Source organism: Pseudoalteromonas sp. SMS1, from assembly GCF_021530565.1.
Classification (GTDB): Bacteria; Pseudomonadota; Gammaproteobacteria; order Enterobacterales; family Alteromonadaceae; genus Pseudoalteromonas.
Genome location: NZ_JAKGBI010000037.1, coordinates 1 through 20,870 on the forward strand (window position 1 = coordinate 1; position 20,870 = coordinate 20,870).

A 20,870-nucleotide genomic window follows, 5' to 3' on the forward strand; every position below is an offset into this window, starting at 1 on the left:
TGCATCCGTTGTTGAACTGACCCGCCCAAATGCATCATAGGTGGATGAGCGTGTTTGTAATAAACCGCCCGCAGATACTGACGTTGACGTGCGTAGTCCGCGCTTGTCGTAGTTAAGCTCGGTATGGGCTTTTCCGAGCACAGACACATCACCAATGCGGCCAGTTCCCCGGATAAGGAAAGCTTTGATACGTGTAATGGTATTTTCTGGTTCGTACTTTTGTAAATCGGCTAATACGTCTTTTTCAACTGTACGCCAGATGCCTTTTTGACCATCATGTGGTAGTGGGATATGAACGTAACCCGCTGTTGAGAATGGCTCTGTGATATCACTGCGGTAAGTGACATATCTTTCACCCTGTGGGGTATCTAGACGCACGTAAAAGATATAATCCTCAGAAGACTTAAAGTCCCACTTGATTGAGGTCAGCGCATTGTCATCATCTGTAAAGTCATTGCGCGTCAGCATATAGCCATTATCTTTGCCGTTGCCTGATAACTCAATCACATTCTGGCCAAGGTCGCTGTCATATACAGGGGCTATTAAGGCGTTTGACGTTTGTTTATCATAGATACTCCACTGTCCAATTTCGTCAGAGAGTAGCACTTCCTGCTCACGTAGGATCTGACTTTTAACTTCAGCAAATGCATTGTATTCGAAATCAGTTTGGTAGCCTTCTACATCGGTCTTTGATACAGCAAGACCGCGTTGATTGAATTGGGTTGTAGACACTGCCGCTTCATCTTTGCTACGTAAACCTGATAAATACGACTGCGCAGCCGTGCTCATTACACCGCCAACAAGATTGTGGGCAGCATTTGTTAAATCGGCTTCAGAAATGGCTGATTTAAAGGCCAAAGTCGCGGTTCGTTGGCCAAAGCGGTTATATTGGTATTCCGTGACATGACGCTCTGCATCAATTTCAAACCTCAACTGCCCTTTTGCATCATAGAAATAACGGGTTTCATTGCCTGCCTCATCGATATAAACCGATTGATTACCAGCAAGGTCAAACTGAGCCTGCTTTGGGGGCGTAAGGGAGATACTGCCAACCAAACCAGACCCACGGATTAAAAATTCTCTGACGTTTAAGATTTCATTATCTGGTTCTAGCGCCTTTAAATCTGCAATGAGGTCTCGTTCGACACTCGTCCAATGCCCTTTTGCGGTATTAGCAGGCATTGAATAGATAATATAATTATTGACTTGTTTGGGCGCAAAATCACCTAAGCTATATTGGAGATATCTCTGACCGAGCTTGGTGTTGACATTAATATAAACCGTGTAATTTTCGTTATATTTGAAGTCCCATCTGATATTGCTCAGCTTTGAGTTCCAATCTTTTAGGTCCGCACCTTTTAATCTATACCCATTTTTCGTAGTGTCCCCTTGCAGTTTAATCACATCACTGCCGTACTCTTTATCATAAAATGTCGAGATGGTAGCTCCCGGCGTTGTTTCATCATACACTTGCCAATTAGCAGGGGTTACCGGTGTATTGTATTGCTCTACCTTCTCATTGGTGCTGACCTTTCTACCCAATAAATCATAGCGGTATCTTTCGCTTGAAATCACCTCGTGTTTTTCTGCAACATAGTTATCGAAGTAAACAACAGAGCCTTTCCCGCCTGGGCGCGGGTTATTGTAGAAATTCACGTAAGCCTTAGCCGTAAAGCTATGGCTAGACTCGGTGATAGAGACAGCCAACTCAGGTTGGCCTTTTGGCATCACTGTAATCGTGACATTGCCATCACTCGCTTTAAAACGCACAACATACGTAGTATTTTTAGTGAGGTACATAAGGGTTTTATTCGGCTCACCGACGCCATCTCTCACCACGCCTGATTGCACAATATTGCCATTGAAGTAGATAGTGTGGCGGTCAAGTGTTGAGCCCCAAGAGCCCATATTATCTAAGCCGCCATAAAAATAAGTATCTGCGAGAGATTCCCCCGTCGATACCTCAAACTGAATATCAACGTTTTCCTTTAAATCAAATGTTTCTTTAGACGAGATCCTTGGCCACTGGGAGCTAGTTGTCGCTAGCCTCTCAAATCGGACTCGCCCCCCTTCAGTTGTTATTGAGTTATGGCTGTCGCTAACAATATCAAATTCAGACACCATACCAGAATCAAAGTTGTCTGATGTGCCCTTTGCTTCGACCATCACTGGTTTTGATACTGAGTAATTATCAAAATAGATAACCGAATTTTTGCTTTCAGGGCGCGGGTTATTATAGAAATTCACATAGGCCTTAGCGGTAAAGCTATGACTAGACTCGGTCATTGATACGGCCAGTTCAGGCTGCGCTTTAGGTATGACAGAAATTGTGACATTGCCATCGCTCACTTCAAAACGCACGATATACGTGGTATTTGTAGTGAGGTGCATCAGCGTTTTGTGAGGCTCACCAACCCCGTTTCTCACCATGCCTGACTGTACAACGTCACCGTTAAAGTAAATAGTATGGCGATCAAGCGTTGACCCCCAAGAGCCCATATTATCTAAACCACCATAAAAATAGGTATCTGCAAGAGACTCTCCAGTTGTAATTTCAAACTGAACATTCAAGTTATCCTTCAGATCATACGTTTCATTGGACGAGATACTCGGCCAGTGTGAACTACTTGTAGGTAAGCGCTCAAACTTAACCCGGCCATTTTCAGTGGTAATGGAGTTGTGACTGTCACCTTTTATCGTAAAGGCTGACGCTTCATTTGTATTAAAGTTATCATCGACAAGCGTCACTTCGTTATAAACAGAGGGCGGTCTGTCTTCAAAGATCTCTTTTTTGACCACGTTATCCATGTCGTCATAGGTATAATACGTATATGTTCCATCGCTTTGGGCGTATGACTGTACTTTTCCGGTATTGGTGTAAGTCCATGCACTTGTGACCCTTTCACCCGTTGGCAATATTAATGGATTCCCAATTGTGTGGTTGCGCACGTGTCGTAAATACGTCGATTCAAAGGCCTTTTGACCATTGCTGTCATATTCATAGGTGGTCAAGGTGCCATCAGCATCTAGGTTGCCAATAATCTGCCTTTGTCCATTATAAAATTGATGGCTAATGCGGTCTTCGGTGGACTCAACTAACGCACCGATTGCGCCTTTAGTTATATATTGACGTGTGGCAATTTGACTACCAGCTGCATCGTAGTAATAGCGTGTAGCATAACCTTCTGCGTCTATCTGATACTCAAGGTTACCGGCCTTGTCATAGTGATAGGAGTGACTTCTATCACTATTCAATGCAGTGAGCTTATCCAGTACTTCAGCCTCTAGGCCCCCAGTCTTAATACTGTTGATAGCCCCTATCTTTCCCGTGCCTCGGTACAAAAAGCCATGCGCATTAACAAACTCATTGTCAGGCTCTAGCCTTTTTAAGTCTGATTCTAAGTCACGGCTGACCGTGACCCAGTCGCCCGTCCTCGACTTTTCTCCTAGAGGGAAATTTAGATAATTATCTGTTTTATGTGGCTCGTAACTATTTGCTCCAGAGAGAAAATTACTATAGGGCGTATAGAATAGATACCTAACTCCATTTTTAGTGTTGATTTTAATGAAGATTTGGTAATTGTCTGTCGGCCCAAAATTCATGTCCCAAGTTAATTTATTACTTGTTACTAGGAAGTTTTCCAATGCAACCCCGTCATTCAACCCATCGGTGCTCGACACTATCACCTTTGCACCATATGCAGCATCGTGCTCAACTTTCAGTTGAGCGGTTGCAGATTGATTAACGAATATATACCAATCACTCATTTGACTGGGGTCGTTTAAGTTGACCGCCTCGTCCTTAAAGGGAGTTGATAACTGCGTTTTTGCACTGAGTTGACCTTTGGCGTTGTACTCAAAGCGCGTCACGTAGCCTTGTGCATCTACTTCATATGCTTTTTGACCCGCTTTGTTATACACAAAACGTGTCTGTCTATCTTGTTCTGTATCAGGCATTACATAGAACGACTCACCCGATACGGTGAGTTCGCCCGCCGCGTTTAACCAGTTGCTTGTATTCACCAAGGTTGCAAACTGCGTGGTCGCAATCACTTGATTGGCTTTGTCGTATTCGAACTTGGTGACCGCCCCCAATGCATCCACTGTAAAACGTTTGCGTCCAGCTGCATCATAAAGCACATAACTTCTGGCGCCCTCAGTATCTTCTGTGGCCACCGCCCGACCTTGTGCATCACGGTAAATACGTTCAATACCCAGTTCACCGGCTCCTTGGCTTGTCCCTTTGGCCAGGCTCACTAACGCACCAGTATTGTCTAATGTTTGCGTTTCCCACAACCCGTTGGCATAGCGCGTTGAAATGGTTTGTGTGGCGTCATTATAAATAAACGAAGTCTGGGCTTGGTTGGCGTCGGTTTTTGACAGCACTCGACCCAGCCCATCATACGTAAGGGAAGATATTCTGCCGTTAGGTTGAGTTTCTTGAAGCAGATTGCCATGCATATCATATACATATTTTACGGTACTGACTGTGCCTGTACCCAGCCCATTCACATCGGTCTCTGAGTATGTGGTTCGACTGTTTAACTGCCCCCTAAAGTCATAGGTATAATCTGTGCGCTGCTGCGCTGCTTTGTTTACAGAACCTAGCCACGTTTCTAAATTGGTTAAACTTTTAATTGACCCTGCAAAAGTATCTTCAGTGTAAACATGTTGGCTAACTCGCTGACCAATAGCGTTGTAATTGTACTCCACCACCCCACCTTCAGCACTTATACTAAAACGTAAACGCTGTTTGGTGTCGTACACATTGTATGACGTGTTCTCTCCAATTTGCTCAGTGAGAAGCTGATTATCTTCGTTGTAGGTACGTATGACGGCGATACCGTTTGCATCGGTTTGTTTAGTTACATTACCGTAAACATCATAGTCAAAGTGAGTCGAGTGACCTAACCCATTGATGACTTGGCTCAGCCGACCTTCTGAGTTATAGGCATATTGCTCTTTGACTATTTGATGCCGTGCCACACGGGAAACAGATAATAATCGCTTTTTGTGGTCAAATACGTAATCTGTTTTCGCACCTCCAATCGTTACTGAAGTTTGATTGTCACTCACATAGTCATAAGTTGTTTGATTACCCTCTCCGTCTGTCAGTGATTTAACTTTGAATTCATTGCCATGTGCTTCATAGGCAATTGTCAGTGACGTACCATCAGATTGCTTAACGGAGTGAATGCGTTTGCTGGAGCCATGGTAGGTATACTCTGTTTTATAGACTTTGCCATCCGCAATGCTGTTGTCTTCAGGCGTTAAATCTACCGTAACAGATGACAAACGTTTTCGCGTATCATATTCATAGTGAACGCGAGTAAATGCACTACTTGTACCTGATTTCAGTTCAAGCTTTTCCAACAAGCCCGATGCATTATAAATCAGATCAGTTGTTTCAGTGCCAGTTTCGGTTTTAGTGATGATGCTCGTTGCGCGATCCGTACCACCTGAATAAGTAATACTGGTTTTATGGTCTTGAGTACTCTCAATTGTAGATAGGCGACCAAAAGCGTCATAAAGCTCTTCAGTCTGAGTGCCATCTATTTTGAGTATTGCTGCGCCACCACTCGTGAATTGCAGCGTATCATCAGCTCCGCGTCCTGACTTACTGACATAAAGATTACGTGTTGTATCGTATGTAAAGCGTTGCTCGAAGCCATCCGCAGTGGTTCTAGTGACAACACTCGACGATGAATTCTGTGATCCCTCAAGTGATATTTTCTTTAAAAAACCTAATCGCCATTGATCATTATTGTCTCCATCAAAGCCACCTAAACTGTTGTAAGTTCTTACTACTCCTAGACCTTGACCCAAGCCCGTTATGTTTTCATCCTGTCCTTGAATCACTAAATTGCCCGTAGCGGCATTCACAAACACCGATTCGTTAGACTGGCCAATCTGTTTGCCTGCCCCACCTGCCAGTGTGCTGTTAAATAGCCCGAGTCCTTCTGAGGAAAACACAATACCCATTTGCAATACCTTTAGTTAAAATAACGTCATTAACTACCTCTTCCTGTTTTTTTAAAAAAAGTTTAATTTTAAATGTAAAAAATTTAATTCATGCAATTCTATGAGCACAAAATCACTAGGAAAATGACAAACGTTATTTACAAATCATAACGCTCACGAAGTACCACCTTAATGAGAAGGAATATAAAAAAGACTGAAAAACAAAAAAACACTTTACTCGATTTTATCGTGACGAACTTTCAATTAATGATTTAACTTCAGAGACATTCACCTAATTATATTTTTAGCGACTTCTCACTTAAAAAAAATTTAAAATCATAGAAGTCAACTTTCTATCATTATACTTCTAAGACTAGACACCTCTTTTTTAAAACGACTTGTATAAATTGAATTAGAGTTATTCATCTTTATTGAATGTTCTTTAGGGGAATTGAAAACCTAACTAAAAACAATGAATGATTAGCAAGAAGGAAGTTGAAGAGTAAATTTGTGCCTGTCCACTTTAAGTTACCCTTATTTATAGAGTTTTCATACACAGCTACTCGCGCAGGATCTTAGCTCTGACATCACATAAATATGTGCCTGCCCCATCTCAAGCTCTCTTAAGTTTCCTTAGGCTTCGGCTGATCTTGCAACTTGCTAACAATAGAGTTATCAAATGCATTGAGTATTACAAATTCATAATATATCTGGTGCTTCTGTTAAGCCATCCGGGTGAACATACACTGTTAAAGTATTCTCTATGCCAAATGGCAAGTCTTCTAATTCAAACCATACAGTCCAGTACTCTGACAATGTTTCACCGGTCGACTCCCAGTAATACTCTTCTTTTATATGATTAATACCCGTTAGCCTCGGAATTTTTTTAGTACCACTTTGAGTCAAAGTTTCTATTGCCAAATTGCAAACTTGTTTTTCATTCATAATCAACCATTCCAATTAACAACGTTTCTTCTAGCCAAATATTTAGTGTAATTATTGGAAAAAAGAAATAGAAAAAGAAAAAATAGAACAGGCACATTTTAAAAGCAGCTTTTTGGATTTTAGTTGACACATTTGGGAAGTGACAAAGACTTGCCCCGCGTCGGCTAATGTTTCTAACTAAGCGTTTACTCTTTTAACATAAAAAACAGTGTACACACCATGTTATTAAGCAATAAATTTATGTCTATCCTGCCTTTACACAGTTTTTATATTTAAAAAAACTGACCTAATTTATCTGACTCAGCCAGAATGAGCATGTGTGTTCCAACTTAGTTTTTTACTTATTGAAAACCTATTCTTTCTCCATTGGTAAAATCACCTAGAATTTTACTCATATCTTTTGTTGTCCATAAAGCAATTAGGAAGTCTATTAAAGTATAATCAAAGTATTCAACATCATACCCATCTTGGCTTCTAACAGCCACTTTCCACTCACTCGATTCGCCTTCACATACCCAACATAGGTAATCTATATTATCACTATATCCAAATGGAAGAAGCCCTCCTTTTTCTGGAAATACTTTATAATCATAAAATTCAGGAAAGCCATCTAGGTTCTCAAGCATCATATCAATATTATTGCTGATTTTTTTGTGTACAGTATCTACCCCACCTTCCATTTTGGGTGAAAATAGATATAAATAGCTATAAAACCCACCAATATCGAATTTCATACAAATACTTTTATAATCATTAGGCAAAGTTACACCTAGTTTTTCTTCCAATTTTAAAAAGTCATCTGCTAATTTTGAACTTATTGCTACATCAACATTTTTAATTTCATGCAGGAGCATTAACATCTCTTTATTATCGTTCATGAAGTAACTTCAACCATTTTTTATTTAACGAAATCTTGATTCCACAAAATTGAAAAATAATAGGGAAAGCATATTTTAATAACTTTGTATCTGTCTCATCTTAAGTTTAAGCCTTGGTCAGCTGATGAAAGTCTCTGCTCCGTGCTTAGCCAGCTCACAATAGAGTTCCCAAATGCATCCGCGGAAGCTTATTAAATCAACGATTTTTCAACTTACTTAAATCAGGTTTTGATTGTTCTATTCCAAAATACTTCGTCATTTCGTTTTGAGCAATCTAGTTTCCCAATAGGAAACCCCATTTAAATTCCCCTTCATAGAAGCAACGATTTATATCTTCAGGAAAACCATTTATATAGTATTTAACGCCTTTTCCATGCTCTTTTCCCTCCTTCCACTCTCCTGTATATTTTGAATGGTTTTCTACAAATTTTGTGCCATTTCCATCTTCACTTGCTTTTAAAAAGCCTCCTAAATAAAATCAGCTGCTATTAACCCAGAGATACAAGCCGAAGCCTTCAGGCTTACCATCTTTACACTCTCCTTCATAAGTATCTCGGCTACGGTAATCTCCTATTCCATATCCATTTTTTTGTCCAATGTCATTATTTTCTCCTGAATATGAAACGTACATATCCGTTAACTTGATACCTTCTACAAGTACACCTTTTCGATAAAAAGCTTCATATACCTTACCATTAGCTAGGTGCAAAAATTCTAGGTGTTATACCATTCCCTATATCAAAACATAATAGGACAGGCACATTTTAAAAGCAGCTTTTTGGGTCTAAGCTGACGCATTGGGCACGTGACAAAGACTTGCCCGCTCTGCCAATGTTCTTAACTAAGTGCTTGCTCATTTCACATCAAGCATGGTGTACACACCATGTTATTAGGCAATAAATTTGTGCCCGTCCCACCTTAAGTTTGGTTGGTATGTTCAATGAATAGAGTGACACTAGGCAAAAAAGGCCAAGAAGTTAGTGTCTGCCCTGTATTAGGTTACTAAGCAGCTTTAACCGCTCAATTAAGCATGTGCAGCTATGGTCAAAGCTCTTCCCTGAATACTTGTCATCTCCACACAAAAATAGCACGGCATACACACCGAGATATTAAGTGACAATACTTGGTATCGACCTAGCTAACTTACCTCTTCCATGCTATTGCCATAAAAAAGCCATCCATACTTTAACATTCGTAAAAGCATAGACAGCTTCTTATTTTATGTACAAATTATAGGTTAGGTGTCTTTTATAATTCGTCTAAATTATTACTCAGCTTACGTTTATACACTTAAATCCACAATTTCGTAGCGTAATTTCGCCCCAACATTTTGTAACTCTATAGATATCTGATTCAGCTCTCTTTTACTCGCAATAGCAACTACTTTACACCTCATATCAAATACTTTCTTTGTTTCGATTGTCGTCTTGCCTGTTACTTTTTTCACTACAGAAAAAACCTTGGCATAGTGCTCTCCAACATCCTCAATAATCAACTTATATTGATTATTATGTACGCCTTGATAATTAACCATATAACTACCTCTACCAATGGCTCTTTATAATAAGTTTACGATTAATAGCTGACTAATTTACCTAATTTGACGAACAGTTTCAGAAAAACATAATAGGACAGACACATTTTAAAAAGCAAGTAACCTTGCCAGCGTTCGTTGGTCCAATTCAGCGCGTGTTGCTGGTTCACTTTTACAACTAAGTGACAATGATTGCTCATGATGTCATACGCCGAGTTTTCTATCGCAAACACATCACTAAGCAGCTTTAACCGCTCTATCAACCATGTCGCCTACGATCTAAGCTCTTCCCTGAATATTTGTCATCTCCACACAAAAAAGCACGGCGTACGCACCGTGCTATTTTGTGATAATAAGAAGTCGAGGACAAATCTATCAATGCTTTCCTTGCTCTTGTCATGCCTTTCAAAATTGACTTTAACTGGGTATTCAAACAGTTTTTAAAGAGTCTAGTTCTAGCAGTAAATTTCTGCCTGTCCTATCGTCAGGTATCAACATTGGCTTGGGTTTGCTTTTTCTTAATTCCTCTAACAATAGAATTCCCCAACGCATTACCAAAGGCATTGGCTAGCTATGGCAAGCTAGCCGATATTTCACTCAACTATTTTTCAAGAATACTAACAGCAGCAATCAACCATTCTTTGGTCGTCATTCTGTCTGCTTCTGGAGTGAAATTCGCTCCATAATGATAGATAAAATTGATGGGCAATTCTGACTCTTGAATTAACTTTTTCAATTCTTGTGATACTAATAAACAATTGGCCTCACTTTCCATTGATTTAAAATACTCAACACCTTTGATCGGCGTTGGAAAGTCCAAATCCCAATCCTGATGAAAATATCCCTCAAAAAAATACTCTAGTGGATCATTCATATTAATTCCCTAAACGTGATGGGTAAGTTGTAGTTATTCTAAAACCATTAATAGCTAATCGTCTCTATCTATAATAAACCGCAAACTATTAAAATGTTCAAGCTGTATACCTCCATTTAAAAACCCACTTCCAACATTGAAATCCAAAAGAAAAAATAGGACAGGCACATTTAAAAAGCAGCTTTTTAGGTCTAAGCTGATACATTGGACAAGTGACAAAGACTTGCCCAGTCTTAAGTTATTAAACTAAAAAAATACCCCAGCTTTATTAGCTGGGGAGTGTTTTATTTTTAATCAACCGTTTGCGAATGATAAATAAATAACAAACTTAATGCTGCATCGACATCTAGCAGTTCATTGTTAAACTCTACCTTGCACCACTGCTCAAATGGTACCACTTTTTGACTTGATACGATTTTTTTTAGCCACTCAAAAACACCACCCCCAGAAGATATATAACCAACCTTCTCATTGTTCAGGTAAATGTTCTGATCTGTATTAATCCTCAACTCACCTTTCTCATATCCCTTATAAACCCAACCCCAACCATTTTCTCTTTTTAGCTGTTGCCCGTAATAAGAAAAAAAGCCAGCTGCACCAACCTCAATCAGTTCGCCTTCATTTTGAACAATAAAGAACCTGTCTGACCTATCTAGTTTTCTGAATACATTGAATTTTATTTCTAAATCACTTTCTAAGTTGAACACCTCTTTTGAGTCAACAATATTAACTCTATTTCTGTATAACTTAATATACATTAACTATTTTCCTCTAATCTCCAAAGCAATGGATGGATCCCAACCAAAGACAGAAATAGGTAAAGACGTCTTAATGTTCAATGATGATCTTATTCCACCACTCGTAAGGTTATTTCGTACTCCAAAGGTAGCTTCGGTTTTAAAACCATTACGTGTAAACGGCTTGATTCCAATAGGCTTCAAATCAAATTCTTGAATTGCGTCTGACTGATATACTGATGGGTTTAATACATCACTGAAATTATTTACAGTCCACCGAAGAGCTACATTGCGCTTCCCTACATTATTACCAATCAATGGTAAAGGTGATTCTAAAAACTTACCTTTCGCTGAGAACCCTATGATATCTGAGCCAGCAAAAACTTTACCCTCAAAGCCATCTACATTCTTAACTGCAAGTGCAAGTCGGGCATCAGCCCCATTGTCGTGCATCATTTTCACCCCTTGCCAGAATTGTTCTGAATTACCCAATGCATATGTGGCTTGAGCTGCCACGAACTTACCTGGATGGTACCTAAAGGCCGCTAGCATGGCACTATCATTTAAGCCTTGAGCAACCCTCTGATCCCAGCGCTGGCCACCAAAATATGCTTTTTGTTTTGCAGCTAACAGCCTTTGGCTAGCCTCAAAATCAGCGTTACTAGCCACCAACTGAGGTCCAGCTAATGACATTATGTGCTTATCACGTGCAATTTCATAATGCTGTTGCTCATAAAAACTTAATTCATTGTAAGTTTCAGCATTCATTAAAGGGTTACTTGCTAAGTAATTCACTTTTGCACGCTGCTCTTGGCTTAATCCATAGGGATTGTCTGGTGTTGAGTCTAGGAAACCACCAAAAGGATCACTGTGTGATTTTTTGATAGTAGGTAACGCCATGTTTACTAGGTCTTCATCAACTTTGAAACCAAATTCATTAACACCCGCAAAATAACGATTTAATTCGTAATTTAATAGCTCTTGATTGACCTCACCTGATATAGCTTGATTCGTCATATCTTGAGAGCTTGCCGCAAGTGCTTTACCCAACGACCAAGCATCAGGGTCGGTTATTGGTGAGAACTTACCTGTATCTGATTCAAGTGAGCTCGCGCCATTTTGGTTGGCTTGTGATTGTGTATTATTACCGCTTGCTGGCTTACTCGAGAGCCTCCCAACAAGATAGTTCCCCAATGCATTTCCAAACGCATCCGTCGCTATATTCTTAAAGTTCCAGCTTGCCTCATTACCAAACAGCTTGTCTGAGCCATACCTTAATCCACTATTCGCAATACCGCCTAGTGTATCCGTTACAATATCTCCTGATGTCATGCCGCCGGCTAACGTATCAGGGTCACCGAAACCCAGTTCTGCACCAACGTAAGAAGTCAAAGCGGATGCAGCAACATTGCCCCACCTAAAGCTGGCTTCATTTCCTACCAACTTATTTGCGGCCACTGAACTTATCGCGCCAGCAGCCCCTAATGCGGCTTTACCTAAGCTACCTAATTGATATACCCCTTCAATCGCTTTACCAGCGCTGTTTACTGCATTGATCGCTTTGCCAGCTTCATTCAGTTTTGCAAATGCTTCAGCACCTCTCAGCACATGCCCTGCTCCTGCGGTTAAGCCAGCTGTCAGTCCTGAACCCAAAGCTGATTTCAATGAGAAGCTATCAACAACCCCCATGGCTTTACCAACAACTTGCGAAGCAACAGATCCCACAAAGCCGCCTACAGCAGCTGCTGTCATGCCTGCTGCTGCGCCACCAATTGCTGCGACAACAGTTCCAGCGCCAGCAATTGATGCACCTCCAAGCACCGCAGCCCCCGTTGCCATTACACCAGTTGTACCTGCAACACCGCCCATTGCAACGGCAGCCGCTCCCGCAGTCGCAATCGTCGCAACCACCGCAACTGCAATCATAATCACCGAGGCAAACACATTACACCCAGCCTCCGGTGGAGGTGGCACATATGGCATGCTCGGTGTGGTATCACCAATCACTTCGCCTAGGTTAATTGGTTTAAAGCTATCGTGGCCATTAAGTTGATTCGACCTTGCCGGAATATCCAGCATGGTCCCTTCGCTCAGCTCCGAGCTTACCCCTAGACCGTTTACATCAGCGATGATGTACCATAAATTTTCTGAACCATAATAAAGCTTGGCGAGACCTTTTAGAGTGTCGCCCGCTCTCACTTGGTGGCGAGCGAGTACGGTGGCACTTGTCTCATCTGCTGACTTGAAGTGCTGCTCTTTTATACTGTTGGAGCCATCTTTGTTTATTTCACCAAGGTAATTTTGGGCACTGTGCAAATAGTAACTACCTGTTTCTTTATTCATGAACCCTTTAGTTTCTGTAAACCCGACAGCAGAAGCAGCAGTGGTTTCCCAGTCAATCACTTCTTGTGTTATGTAGTTATAGCTTGAGCCTGTCTTGTAAGTGTCATCTTCAGTGAGTAACCGTTTTTGCTTACCGATGATTTTAGAGAGCACTTTGCCTTCTACATCGTAACGCATATATCGCGCATTAACCGATTTGTCACCGGTATAACGTGCATCTGTGATTTCTTCTTCTACTCTGGTTCGGTTGCCATTGGCATCATAGGTAGAGCGGGTTACTGCATCCATCAAATTTCGACTATCGGAGTGACTGCGATCTCCCCGAGCAAGCACTGAGGACTCTAAGTAATGCTCTCTACCGATATACTCTTTGGTAAATTGGTGATTCAGCTCGCTGACATCCTTGGGGAGGTCTGCCTTTTGACGGTAGGTATAGTTTGAAACTCGACCTGCAACCTTATAATTGTAGTCTTCAGTTATCGATTGCAGTGATAGATCTTTTTCATCCCATGCGCTTGAAATGTAATCCACCTCTAATGCAGACGCCACTTCACTAGGTAAGTGCGGTCTCAATTTTTCTTCAATCGTAGAGCCATTTACAGCTAGCTCGTCTACCCGAACTACCTCGCCTGCTGCATTATAATCTGTGAGCGTTACCCGACTAAGCGCCCCTTCATAGTAAATGAAATGATTGGGCGTGTTGTTGTCCTGAGCCTGAGAGTTTTGATTAAAGTCAGTTGACACGGCCACAACTGATTTGTGAACGGCATGTCGGCCAAAGTAACTTTTCTGCTCTATGACGCGTCCCATTGCATCGTATGCAAACGCACTCTCAGATAACCAACCTCGTGCACTTGGGGTTAAAGTGTCTTTAATCTCAAAGAGATTTTGCCTATCAATATTCCGCATGCGTTCAACTTGAGTCAGTTGCCCCCAGCTGTTATATAGGAATAGTTGCGCTTCGCGATTGCGGTCACTAATAACAAGCCTTTGCTCCCCAAGACTGTTGTATTCAATATATTGGCCTTGTGTATCAACCGATACTTGGTTATCAACTAGGCGGCCGCCATCCATTACTACCTGATTATTCTTATCGTACGTAAACCAATATTCTTGTGCTTCAGCAGCCGTTGATGTATCGGCTTCTGTAGTGCTGGGTGTACTCGTTGATGCCGAAACCGACATCGCTGCGATTCGCGGCTGTGCCTGTAACCTTGTTTCATCTACTGGGGTATCCAACGACATTGCACTGACACTGTGCGACACATCAAGTTCAGGTGCCGCACTCAAAGCACTGAGGCTTGGTGAGCTTGCGACAGAAAACATTGCACTGCTACCAAACGTGCCTCCCCCAAAGGCGGAGTGTATTACCAAATTACCAGATCTTGATACTGATGTTTTACCATCTGAAGCAGTCACAGTGATTATATAATTGCCCGGTGCACTGGGTGTACCTGATAAAACACCACTGCTATTGAAATTGAGGCCAGCAGGCAAACTAACCGCCGTATCAGTACCGTCATTACGTAAAACTGAAATACCGTAAGTTAACGTATCACCATCTGGATCTGAGAAAAATCGATTAAATGATATGGGCGCCATTGCGAGACCAACTGTCTGGTCTAGGATAATAAATTCAGATGAAACGGGGGCTCTATTGGAATCAGCCAAACTGAGCGTAATATTGGTATACGCACTGGCACCTGAGCCGTCCGTCGCCTTGATTCTGATTATATGGGACCCTGTCGGCTTGACTTGGCTTGACATACTCAATGATTGACTAGTGCTGTCCCAACTTACCCAACTTGGCTTTGAGACGACTGAGTACGATAACATATCTCCATCAGGGTCGTTGAACAAAGTATTGAGTTGCGCTTTGCTATACGACCAGCTCTGATTGTTTTGCATGCCGATTGTTGTATTGCCGCTCGATGCCACCGGCCCTCTATTCGTATTACCTACAACAACCATATAGTCTACAGTACGGGTTTCAAGCGCAAGTGCGTTTGATGACGACTCCCCATGGATTTGTTGCTCTCGACCTGGGTATACCTTTGCACTAAATGAGTATACACCTGCATCGACATAGCCAGGTTTAAATGCAAGCCCACGATTACCACTGAGTACAGACACAAAGCTAGGTGCACCAACCAGGTCAACTCGACTAATAGACGTAAGACCCGTTATTTCCTTTGTGAACAGTGTTTCATTGCTTTGTCCTTCACGGCTAAAAATGTCGATGACGGATTCATTCGCATGCCCTACTTTGAATGTCGTGCTATGCGTTGTTTGGGCTTCGCCGTCTGATGCGGTCACAGACAACCCATATATACCTTCGCTGTCAAAGCCCAGCTTACCGCTAAGCACGCCATTACTTGCCGACAAACCCTGAGGCATTAATGCGGCCTCTGTAATTGGATCAAATGCGTAGATTTGAAAACTCAGCGCTTGTCCATCAATTTCACTAAAATACGATTTGAAATCTAATGATATAGCGTCACCCTCAGAATAGCTGTAAGGCCCAAAGGGCTGGGTTAGCACTGGTGCATTATTGGTATCTTCTACCAGTATGTTTAAGGTCAAAAATGCATGATGACCAGATTTAGGATCCAACGCTTTAATTCTAACAACATGAGAGCCATCTGGGTTTTTACCTTCAGCGGTACGTAATGATTGCGTATTGCTGTCCCACAAGACCCAATCAGGCTTAGACACAATGCTATAAGTAAGCGGGTCATTATCTTTATCACCAAAGATTGTATCTAATTGAGATTTAGTAAAACTCCAATCATCAATATCTTTAAAGTTGATACGCTTGGAACCATTTTGAACAGTCTCGCCAACAATGATATCGCTCACTTTGTAAGTAAAGTTTCTCGTTACTTCTTTTTCGTGCCCCAAATCACCAATGTCGGCTTTTTCACCGCCTATTGAGTTTGACGCTTGCTGTCCGTGGATGTGATCGCGAATTGGACCGCCATCTATAAACGTCAATGAGAATGCTTGAGCTTGTGCATTAGACGCTTGCGCATTAATAATAACGGCTGTTTTATCACTGTTGAGTTGGACATTCGGGTTCCATTTTAAAACAACGTCATTTAGCTGTTCAAAACCGTGCATGTCAGGCGTAATGTTAATCTGATAATTATTGCCTTTTTGGACTGCAAAATGCCGAGCCCCCGTCACCTGAATTTTGATGGGTGCAATTGCTGGCGTTATTTCACCAGTTGAGTGCGCGATGACATAAATCTCTCTTACAGACCCAGCATGAATATCTTGTATCGAGCCACTGAGCACGCCTGTAGTAGGATCTAATACAATACCAAGATCAGTTGCGACACTTTTGATTTCACCACTTTGGATCATGTTTTGTATTTGCTGGTGAGTACTAAAATTGTCAGTGTATACTGGGTTTCCAAGGTTATCGTAATATCCCCCTAACGATACCTTCGACAGGTCTTCTTTGAACACCAAACTGTAAGAAACCGAATCCTCGGCGTCTCTTTCAATTGTTTTGTCTTTGATTTGGTTGATATCAAACTCGACCTGCTCAGCAAGCGGGATATTGGGTTCAATATGCCAATCAGGGAAGCCCCCAAGATAGTAAACTGGTTGATCCGCTTCAACTACCGTAATAGTGGCGTTAAATTCTTGAGGTGTAAGGTTATAATAATCGTAGTAAGTACCGGCAATTTGGTACACACCTGCACTATCATAATCAAACCCTCGTAAATTTTGCTCAAATAAACGGCTCTCATCCGCTTTTGAAAAGTGACCTTGGAATACCTTATCCGTATCAAAATATAAACCAGATAACATCGACATATTAAACATAACATCATCACTTTCAGCATCTCTTACGAGTGTATTAAGCCGAAGCTCTTCTGAACCTTCGTTTATAGACATCGAATTGTACTGATGTACGGGTGCTTTATTGTCTAATATATTTATTGTAAATGTCGTGGTATCCGAGCCGCCAATGTCATGTTTTGAATTGCCTGTCACTGTAAAACGATATTCCCCCGCAGGGATTCTCACCGTTTTGCTTGAACCTCTGCGGTTTTTAACTGCGATTGAGCTGTCACTAAAAACAAAAGGATTTGCATCAAATTGAGGGCCAAATTCTGTCCCCAGATACTGCACTTCCACGTCACTTAATGTCAGTCCTTTGCCTGCAATATCATCAAACAGTTCATCGACTGTCACTTGCCATGCGTCACCCTCGGTGTGTGTTTCACCTGCAAATGGTTTAGCCAGCACATTATCTGTCAGAGCTAAACTACCCACCACTTCTGAACTGGGCTCCTCATTGATATTTCTCGTCGTGACTTTAATATCAATGTTACCTCCACTGTAAGATTCTGGAATAGGCGCAATTTGGGTAAACTTAATGATCTGTTTAGTGCTGCTCACCTCGACGACTTCATAGCCAATCCAATCAGGTTGGAAAGTAATTTGTCCAGCATTCAAGAAGGTAATATCCGTTCTGCCAGGCATTAAACCTTGTGTATTTTCTACCGTGATCTCACCAAAACCACCGCCTTTAGAGCCTCTGGCAAATGCAAACGAATGTTCCAACACCGAAGAGTTGGTATTGCTCAGCTCAGAGATAACACCATTAAAACCGTTTTCGACTATCATGCTTCGGCGATTTCCGGCTGCATCATACGTATACCTCGTACGTGCAATAATATCGCCCTTTTCCCAAACAGGTGTTTTCCCTTCCGCTGCGGTGTTATTGTACTCGGTAGTTTTGACTCGTGAGATTCGACCGTGACTGTCGTAATAGGTGCGTGTTTCATGACGTATTACTCGCTCCAGATCATCCCACGACTGCTTTAGTTCTCGAATTCGTCTACCGACCAAGTCATATTCAAATTCAGAAAATGAACCGTACGTTTTATCATGAATAGATTTGACCCAACCGTTGTCATAGTAGGTGTAAACAAGGTTCTGACCATGCTCATTAGTGCGTTGAATTAAACGACCTATATCCTTTTTATCAACTTGATTGCCGTTCGAGTTTAGACCTTTAATATTGGCACTTGTGCCATAATTTTCACCGTAAACAAGCGTAAAGTTAGTTCCACTTAAATCATTGCCGCCCGTGAGCTGACCATAATCATTGTAATTTCGTGTTATACGCTCTTTGTTCTCGTCTTTTGCGTCATGAATACTTGAGAACTCTTCCATGGTTTGTTGCCCACGTATATTGTAGTCATAACGCTTGGTACGCCCCATTTCATCATGGCTGAATGTGACTTTGCCCTGAGCATCAAAATGATAGGCAACCGTTCCCCCTTCAGCGTCTGTTTCATGCGTTCTGTTACCTAGTGCATCATAGCCAAATCGGTTGATGAGTTGATAACCCAAATTACCACCCGCCATAATGCCATAGCGGCCTGTTTCGATTGTCTGCCCCAACTGGTCATAAGTCATGACAGAAATCTGATCTAAAGCATTCTTATCAATAACTTTATTGCCATGAATATCATGATACTGACGTTGAATATGGCCTTCGGCATTTTGATGTGCTATTTGGTTTCCGCGGTTATCATAGATAAAAGTATGTGTATGACCATTTGCATCAGTCTTACTGATCAAATTGCCCATGGCATCGTAGCGATAGGTATTTTCTGGTGCAGTAAAGGCTTCTGCACCGCTATCTGAAACCACTTTTACAATTGGTAAAATTTCTTTAATAACTTGATTGGCATGGTTATATTGAGAACGGGTAATGGCCCCCTCTTCATTGGTCACTGAGATAACATTTCCCCAGCGATCAAAAGCTTGATGCTTATTTGCAGCAAGGTTATTGGCTTTATCAATATACGGAGCTTTTATTGACACAACGCGGCCAAGCCCATCAACTTTATAATGAGTTTCTCCATTTAACGCATGGTTGGCGCTCACCATACGACCAGCTTTGTCATAGGAGAATGACTTGTAAACGCCATCTCCTTCATCACTTTTGATTAGGTTACCAACCGTATTGTAAAAATATTGTCCTTTATCATCTTTAACAACTTCGCCAAAGCTATTAAATTGGCTTGTCCACATAAAGCTATTAGAGTCTGATTTAAAGCCAGCCGACTTAGACACCACATTGCCATTTTTATCATAATCGTATTTGGTAACGAGTGCGTCTTCACTGCCAGTTTCGGCTGGTTGCCAATTTTTAATCGTATAGGTTGTGTGACCTTTGGTTAACTTAAAAGTCTGCGTACGTTCGTGCAGCGGCGCAACATGTGCGGCACTCGCAGTCAGCGTAATGTAATATGTAATACTGTCTTTGGCTTTTGCATCAGACAAAGTCAAGACACCCGTCTGTGAATTAAAGTCAACACCTGAAGGTAGCCCTTTGAAATCAGTGTAAGTTCTAACTGGCTCACTACCATCACCGTAAAGACCACCACCTTTCACTTCGATATCGTGGCTAAAGCTATACGCGCCCTCTAATGCCCACTTATAAAAGGTCTTAGTGGTTTGAATTAGACGATTTTGCGCGTCATAGTCGTGGGTTTGGTTATTACCATTTGCATCGATTTCTTTACTCAAATTACCGCGCGAGTCGTATTGATGCAGGGTTACTTTGTCTAGACTATTTTGAATGGGTGCGCTTAAATGACCAGATATACTCTCATGTGAAACGAGTCTTTCTGCATGTACACGGTGCTCTACCACATTGCCAAATATATCGTATTTGAATGAGGTCGCTTCCCTGCCCTGCAGTCCTGAACCCAAATCATCAATGTGCTGTTGATTGAGTGACATCACCTCCGAATCTATAAATTTGTCATGTGCGTTCGCTTTGGTCATCAACCGACCAAGTGCATCATATTCAAACAGGTCTGCTTTCTCGATATCTGCCCCCGAGTACAACTCGGGCTGTGCTAAATCTGACGAGGTTGTGATGGCAGTGCGTACCTTTCCGAGTGCATCATACTCACTGTACTCAATCACCTTACTATTATCGCGGTAGTTAAACTCACTGCTCCCTTTTTCCGCCACGCTCACATTGTGATGCACTTTATGGGTCAATCGACCCATATTATCGTAGTGGAACGAGGTTTCACGGTTGTGTCCAACCTCATCATTCCCCGCTTGACCTGTTGGCTGAGTTGACTCAGATATTGCGCCAGTGATTGCCTTTGCATATTCGATTTGCCCAGACAATTCACCATTTTCATTGTACTGATATGTTGTTAAGTAACCCACCTCATCTACATGACCGCTTCGTTGTCCTAGCACATTGTAGTAGGTGTATGCCTGAATCGTTTTTTCATCTGCCTTACCCCAAGTACCCGAAACCAACTGCGTCTTTTTAATTTCGTCACCAAACGCGTTGTACGTGAACTCCGTATACTGCTCACCTTGAGAGACTGAGACTTTCTGACCATCTTGGCGATATTGCCTATCAATTCGCCTATCATCGTTTGACGCAACAACAGCAATTTCGCCATTCGAATAGCTGCCCGCATTTGCATACCTGATTAGCATCGTTTCTCGGCCCAATGCATCAAAGGTACGCTCAGTAACATACCCCTCACCATCCCGCTCTCGATATATACGCCCTGCATTGTCATAAGACTTATAAG

9 protein-coding genes and 1 pseudogene are annotated in these 20,870 nt (G+C 41.7%); all 10 read right to left on the minus strand.

Translation table 11 applies throughout. The features are described from left to right. The coding region (locus L1286_RS23595; RefSeq protein ID WP_235409473.1) for a hypothetical protein at positions 1–5,982 on the minus strand (5,982 nt) is incomplete at its 3' end. 678 nt (positions 5,983–6,660) lie between these two features. Beyond that, positions 6,661–6,906, minus strand: coding sequence for a hypothetical protein (locus L1286_RS23600; RefSeq protein ID WP_235409474.1), 246 nt, complete (start codon positions 6,904–6,906; stop codon positions 6,661–6,663). A 341-nt stretch (positions 6,907–7,247) separates the two neighbouring features. Continuing rightward, complete coding sequence (locus L1286_RS23605; protein WP_235409475.1) at positions 7,248–7,784, minus strand: SMI1/KNR4 family protein; 537 nt, start codon at positions 7,782–7,784, stop codon at positions 7,248–7,250. 274 nt (positions 7,785–8,058) lie between these two features. Then, positions 8,059–8,187, minus strand: a pseudogene (locus L1286_RS24335) (hypothetical protein); the annotation flags it as partial. Positions 8,188–8,262: 75 nt separating this feature from the next. Beyond that, positions 8,263–8,493 (minus strand): hypothetical protein, encoded by a 231-nt coding sequence (locus tag L1286_RS23610; RefSeq protein WP_235409476.1) that lies wholly within the window; start codon positions 8,491–8,493, stop codon positions 8,263–8,265. A gap of 573 nt (positions 8,494–9,066) precedes the next feature. Beyond that, complete coding sequence (locus L1286_RS23615) at positions 9,067–9,318, minus strand: hypothetical protein (RefSeq protein WP_235409477.1); 252 nt, start codon at positions 9,316–9,318, stop codon at positions 9,067–9,069. Positions 9,319–9,359: 41 nt separating this feature from the next. Then, on the minus strand, positions 9,360–9,581 hold the full coding sequence (locus L1286_RS24340) for a hypothetical protein (RefSeq protein WP_442961776.1): 222 nt from the start codon (positions 9,579–9,581) through the stop codon (positions 9,360–9,362). A gap of 338 nt (positions 9,582–9,919) precedes the next feature. Then, a complete protein-coding gene (locus tag L1286_RS23625; RefSeq protein WP_235409478.1) occupies positions 9,920–10,192 on the minus strand; it encodes a contact-dependent growth inhibition system immunity protein in 273 nt (90 codons plus the stop codon). A gap of 290 nt (positions 10,193–10,482) precedes the next feature. Then, on the minus strand, positions 10,483–10,950 hold the full coding sequence (locus L1286_RS23630; protein WP_235409479.1) for a hypothetical protein: 468 nt from the start codon (positions 10,948–10,950) through the stop codon (positions 10,483–10,485). Positions 10,951–10,953: 3 nt separating this feature from the next. Next, complete coding sequence (locus L1286_RS23635; protein ID WP_235409480.1) at positions 10,954–20,772, minus strand: putative Ig domain-containing protein; 9,819 nt, start codon at positions 20,770–20,772, stop codon at positions 10,954–10,956. Between the last annotated feature and the right edge of the window lie 98 nt (positions 20,773–20,870).